Source organism: Streptomyces virginiae (genome assembly GCF_040638905.1).
Classification (GTDB): domain Bacteria; phylum Actinomycetota; class Actinomycetes; order Streptomycetales; family Streptomycetaceae; genus Streptomyces; species Streptomyces virginiae_B.
Genome location: NZ_JBEZYV010000077.1, coordinates 1 through 4739 on the forward strand (window position 1 = coordinate 1; position 4739 = coordinate 4739).

Genomic DNA, 4739 nt, shown 5'->3' on the forward strand with positions numbered 1-4739 from the left:
TGCGGGGCCAGACGGTCTCAACCGCGTCGGGAAGCCCCTTGAGCCCGTCGCAAACCAGCATAAGGACATCGCTGACGCCGCGGTTCTTGATCTCGAAGACCCTGATCCAGGAGGCATACGACGCCAACCACCGCGTGTACGGCGCGAGGAAGATCTGGCGGCACCTGAACCGCCAGGGCCAGACCGTGGCCCGCTGCACCGTCGAGCTCCTGATGCGCGAGCTCGGCATCACCGGCGTCGTCCGCGGCAGAAGAGTGATCACCACGATCCCGGGCCCCACCGCACCCCGGGCGCCGGACCTGGTCGACCGCGACTTCGTCGCCAGCGCACCGAACCGCTGCTGGGTCGCCGACTTCACCCACGTCGCCACGTTCTCCGGGGTCGTCTACGTCGCCTTCGTCGTGGGTACCTTCTCCCGCCGAATCGGCGGCTGGTCCGCCTCGACCACGAAGCAGACCCGGCTCGTCCTGGACGCACAGGACATGGGACTGAGGCGACGCGACCGCCAACCACCATCCGCCCCTGCCTGGGGAGTTGGTTCATCACTCGGACGCGGGCTCGCTATATACGTCCTTCACGCTGGCCGAGCACTTGGAGAAGGCCGGCATCGCCGCCTCGATCGGATCGGTCGGCGACGCGTACGACAACGCGCTGATGGAGTACACGATTGTCCTTCAAAACCGAGGTGATCAAGCCGCAGCGACCTGGCGACCCCTCGCCCAGGTCGAGCTCGCCACCGCCGAGTGGACCGACTGGTACAACCACAGCCGACTCCACGGTGAGATAGGGCACATCCCGCCCGCCGAATACGAAGCCAACCACTACCTGAGCGCCACGAAAGCTCAGCTCACAACCAACATCTGAGATCTCTACCGAACCCGGAACGGTTCAGCGTGCGGCTTGTCGGGTGCGTTGCGTCAGGCCGGCTGTCGAGGGTGGGGGGTGAGGAGGATCTGAGTGAGCTTGTTTGCGGCTACGGCGGTGAGGAGCATCCTTGCGGCGTTCAGCGTGGCCCACAGTGCGGCGTAGGTGCGGACTCGTGCCGGTCGGCCATGGGTGGGCCGAAGTACAGGGTGTTATTGAGCTGGGTGACTGCGACGTCGGTGAGCAGCAGCAGGGCAAGGGTTGCCCACCGGGCGGTCTTCAGCCGGGCCCTGTCCTGCTGTCGCAGGTGGGAACGACTGCGCCACAGGGTGATCGCGCAGGGCAGTCCGGCCAGGCCGACGATCGCGTAGTAGTAGGCCGGGTTGGAGGTCCAGTGGTAGGGATTCCACAGGGCCTGGGCCTCTTGTGCCCGGGAGCCGAGGAGATTGGGGAGGTCCACCAACTCCTCGTACAGGAAGCCGAAGAAGTACCAGGCCTCACAGCACACGGCGATTCGCAGGGCGAGGCTCATTCGGGGGTTGATGGCGCACCTCCAAGCGTGCGGCGCTGTGAAGGCAAGGCTTCGCCCGACCGCACCATGTAATGCTCATGATCGCCGCAGTTCGGCCCGGCTACCCCGCAGACCGGCACCATGTCCCCTGCTCCGACACGTGCGGCTCAGCCACGTCCGGTCCCGTGCCCCCGCCGCGACCGGTGAGCACAGGTGTGCCCCGCACACCGGCGGTGTGCGGGGCATGTAGCGATTCTGCGATTTCCGTGCTTTCGGCTCAGTACTCCACGATGCGGACCGACTCCACGCCGAAGGCGCAGGAACTCGTCCACTTGGTGACGGTTCCGTCGGTCCATCCACCCGAACTCACCGAGTAGAGCGGGCTCCAGGCACACTCGGCTCGGACCACCCACCGTCCGGTCCCGGTACAGGTCCCCCATCCCTGGTTGCCAGAGATTCCGGTGACACAGTTCATCTGATAGACGGGAGTGGTGGCAGCCTGGGCCGCAGGCGCGGCGAGAAGTGTTGCACCGGCTGCCACGACCAGGGAGCCGATGAGGGAGGCACTTTTCACCACGGTGGATCGCTGACGCATGTCACGTCCTTTCGTTTGAGTACAAAACTTGAGGAGAAGGCCCCAGGGCCGAAGGCAGGCTCGTTCAGGACGCACATACCGAGGGTCACGTTTGGCCGATGCCACCCGGATCCAATGGTGTTGGCTGGTCCTTCCCTGGGCAAGGCCGAGCAGGTGTAGATGCCATCTGCGGCTTGAGCCGGTGCCTCGACGTCATGACGAGCACCGCAAGGCCTACTCCCACGGCAGTGCCGAGGCGCCTTTCCCTCGAATTACATGAAGGCCATTGGTGCGCTGATGAGGGTGACTGCTGGCCGTCAGCCGTGCTTCTGGCGGCATGAGTCCTGTACAGCAGATTCCGGTTGCTGATATCGCCCTATCGTTCTTCGAGCCAGGCGGTGGAGACGCCCCATGTGCAGCCCATTTCCGACTCCTTGGGGCTGATGACACTTACCCCTGCGGATGCCGGATTTACCCACACCCAGTCGGAGTAATAGGTGAAGCCCCATGAACAACTTGTCGCCAGGCGGATGTACCCGGAGTGGAAGCTCGTTCTGGAGTGACAGTAGCCTCCATAAGCCCGGTAACCAGTGGTCGGCCCGCTGGAGTCGTGGTAGATCCCACTGCTCTGGCAGGTGTAGTGGTTCGTTTCGAGATACCTCCCGTTGATGTCTGCGGATGCCGATGGTGCGGCAGTCAGAGTAAAGCTGAGGGCGAGAGCTCCTCCACTCAGAGCCATTCCGATCTTTCGCAAAGCGTGCACGGACTACTCCTGCCACTGATTTTCCCTGTTCCCGCAGCCCATAGTGCCTGCCCGTCGCGTCCAACTCATGAGCAGGCAATACTCAATCACCCTGTGACGCGGCTTGGCTCGGCACGAGCACCTGACGAGGATTTCTCCGACCAGCACGACATTTCGACTCTCCGGTATCTGTCCTGGGAGTACCGCCGACTCGTGCTGGCACACCCTCTCACTGGCGAAGATGCTGCATGACAAGTGCGCATGGCTGGGACGAAACGTACTGGTCGTACGGTGGCGTCATGGGCAGGAGTCTCGTCAGCCAGCTCAACCACTTGGCTACCAAGTCAGTCTCCAACCCGTCGAGGCCACATGAGACAGCCCGACCCGAACACGAAAGGGATCTTCGTATCAGCGGCCGAGTCGTCACGGGCTCCGGGCGGCCAAGCTTTTGAAGCCATCCGCCGGCTACCCACTCATAGCCGCCGCAGCCGTGGAGGAAGGCTTCGCACGGAGGGCCAGTCGGCGGGGCGGGCGTGGCCGTGGGTGATGCGCCAGGCGGTGCTGATCGGCAGTACGGTGAACCCTTCAGCTGTCGGCAATCCCGGTTCGGGTCCAAGGCACGGCTGATCGCCGCCGTGCTGGACCGGCGGCGTTGGATCAAGCAGGAGGCCCTGGCCGGGTTCCGGGGCTCCCCCTTCACCAACGTCGCGGTGGCTGCAGATGGGTCCTGGCCCGCCGCAGCCTGGCCCGTCCGGACGAGGTCGCTTACTCGCCTACGCACCCAACGGCACCGCCGTCGCCGAACTCGTGCGCGTTGCCGGGAGCCGCTGGGCGACCGAGGAAGCCATCCAGGCCGCGAAGAACGAGTGCGGCCTCGACCAGTACGAGGTCCGCCGTTATCCGGGCTGGTACCAGCACATCACACTGGCCATGCTCGCCCACGCCTTCCTCGCCGCCATGGCCTCAGCGGCAGCCGAAAAGGGGGCGGCAGAAACGGTTCCGGCGCTCTCGCGCCGCTCACCGTGGCAGAAATCCAGCGACTCCTGGCAGTGGCCATCCCCCGGTGACTCAATCATCGACCTGGTTCTCTCCGAAGAACTCGCCGTCCGTGAAGACCACCGCTTCCGAACCGGTTTTCGGATCTCGAAGCTGCCACACCACAAGACGCTGGATGTGGTCCGCAACCTAAGACCGCCGAGGCGGCCGGACGCCTGACCAGCAAACTCGGCAGCTACCTGCGGCCCGCGGTTTCTTGGCCACTCCCGGCGGCCCGAGCAGGGCGGCGTTGGCTTTGGCCTCGACGAAGGAGAGGGCCGCGAGGTCCTTGACCTCGCGCGGGTCGAGTCAGGCTGAAACGAGAAGTCGTAGTCATCTGTTTGGAGACCTCCGCGCCGTAGACCTCGGCCAGGTGGGCGGAGATCTCGCCGTGGGTCAGGCCCTTCGCCGAGAGCGACAGGACCATCTCGTCGACGCCGGTCAGCCGGCGCTGACGCTTCTTGACGATCTGCGGCTCGAACGCTCCCTCACGGTCCCGAGGCACGTCGTTCCCGACCGGACCGACATCGGTGACGACCGTCTTGGAGCGTTTGCCGTTCCTCGAGTTGCCGCCGTTCTTCCCGGCCGGATCGTGCCGGTCATAGCCGAGATGGTCCGTCATCTCGCCCTCGAGAGCGGACCCCAGCAGCCGCTTCGTCAGCTGCTGGAGCAGCCCGCCCTCGCCCGTCAGCTGCAGGCCCTCGGCCTGAGCCCGGGCCACGAGCTCGTTCAGGAACCGGTCACCCACGCCCGCGGATGCGGCCCCGGCCTCGGACGGTTTCGCCATGTTCTCGCTGGTCACAGGCGCAATCCTCCGTGATCGGAGTTACACCGTTTCTTTTACAGTCCCAGAACAGGCGGCAGTTATCGATGAGTTTTGTCCGCTGACATCGAAGTTGGCCCGGTGAAGGTAGCCGACCTAGTGCTGTGACCGGGAAGGTTCGCCGGGTTGCTCGTTGTGCTGGTTGGAAATGAGTTCTCCAAGCAGCGTGGGGAGGCGGGATGGCGAAACC

2 protein-coding genes and 5 pseudogenes are annotated in these 4739 nt (G+C 64.8%); 3 read left to right on the top strand and 4 right to left on the bottom strand.

Annotated elements, in window-relative coordinates; all coding sequences use genetic code 11:
- Positions 1–94, bottom strand: a pseudogene (locus AB0F82_RS38490) (transposase); the annotation flags it as partial.
- Between the two features lie 40 nt (positions 95–134).
- On the opposite strand from AB0F82_RS38490, the pseudogene AB0F82_RS38495 reads away from it, so the two are divergent.
- Positions 135–452, top strand: a pseudogene (locus AB0F82_RS38495) (IS3 family transposase); the annotation flags it as partial.
- An 82-nt stretch (positions 453–534) separates the two neighbouring features.
- The gene (locus tag AB0F82_RS38500; RefSeq protein ID WP_362636457.1) at positions 535–864 is read left to right on the top strand and encodes an integrase core domain-containing protein; all 330 of its coding nucleotides are present in this window, start codon (positions 535–537) and stop codon (positions 862–864) included.
- Positions 865–1003: 139 nt separating this feature from the next.
- Here the strand turns inward: AB0F82_RS38500 and AB0F82_RS38505 are convergent, their stop codons facing one another.
- Entirely contained in the window at positions 1004–1396 is a 393-nt protein-coding gene (locus tag AB0F82_RS38505) for a hypothetical protein (RefSeq protein WP_362636460.1), read from the bottom strand.
- Positions 1397–3373: 1977 nt separating this feature from the next.
- Here AB0F82_RS38505 and AB0F82_RS38875 point away from each other — a divergent pair.
- Positions 3374–3753: pseudogene (locus AB0F82_RS38875) on the top strand (IS701 family transposase); the annotation flags it as partial.
- Positions 3754–3903: 150 nt separating this feature from the next.
- Here AB0F82_RS38875 and AB0F82_RS38880 read toward each other — a convergent pair.
- Together AB0F82_RS38880 and AB0F82_RS38525 are read right to left on the bottom strand one after the other, a co-directional pair.
- Positions 3904–4115 (bottom strand): annotated as a pseudogene (locus tag AB0F82_RS38880) (ATP-binding protein); the annotation flags it as partial.
- Positions 4040–4513 (bottom strand): annotated as a pseudogene (locus AB0F82_RS38525) (transposase); the annotation flags it as partial. The pseudogenes AB0F82_RS38880 and AB0F82_RS38525, both read right to left, overlap by 76 nt.
- Positions 4514–4739 lie beyond the last annotated feature (226 nt).

Excerpts from the sequence above, each read along its gene's own strand:
- AB0F82_RS38505 (WP_362636460.1), bottom strand. The coding sequence starts at position 1,396 with ATGAGCCTCGCCCTGCGAATCGCCGTGTGCTGTGAGGCCTGGTACTTC.